At 54.3% G+C, this 210-nt stretch carries 1 protein-coding gene; it reads left to right on the top strand.

The features are described from left to right. The coding region (locus tag B7444_RS17015; RefSeq protein WP_206778513.1) for a hypothetical protein at positions 1-189 on the top strand (189 nt) is incomplete at its 5' end. Positions 190-210: the final 21 nt, after the last annotated feature.

Below are 210 nucleotides of genomic sequence, written 5' to 3'. Positions count from 1 at the left end.
CCAACCTTGGCAAGGTTGTGCTCTACCCCTGAGCTACACCCGCACTCCGTGTTGGGGCTTATGACGGAAACCGGCAAAGTCCGCAAGAGGAAAGACGCCCTGAAAAGCATTTTCCTGATGGGTCAAATCTCAGTTGCCGGAAACGAAAAAAGACGCCCGAAGGCGTCTTTTTCAAACTGGAGCGGGTGATGGGATTCGAACCCACGACCC

It is taken from the genome of Gluconobacter thailandicus F149-1 = NBRC 100600, assembly GCF_000964465.1.
GTDB lineage: Bacteria > Pseudomonadota > Alphaproteobacteria > Acetobacterales > Acetobacteraceae > Gluconobacter > Gluconobacter thailandicus.
This window is presented reverse-complemented; position numbering and strand designations above follow the sequence as displayed.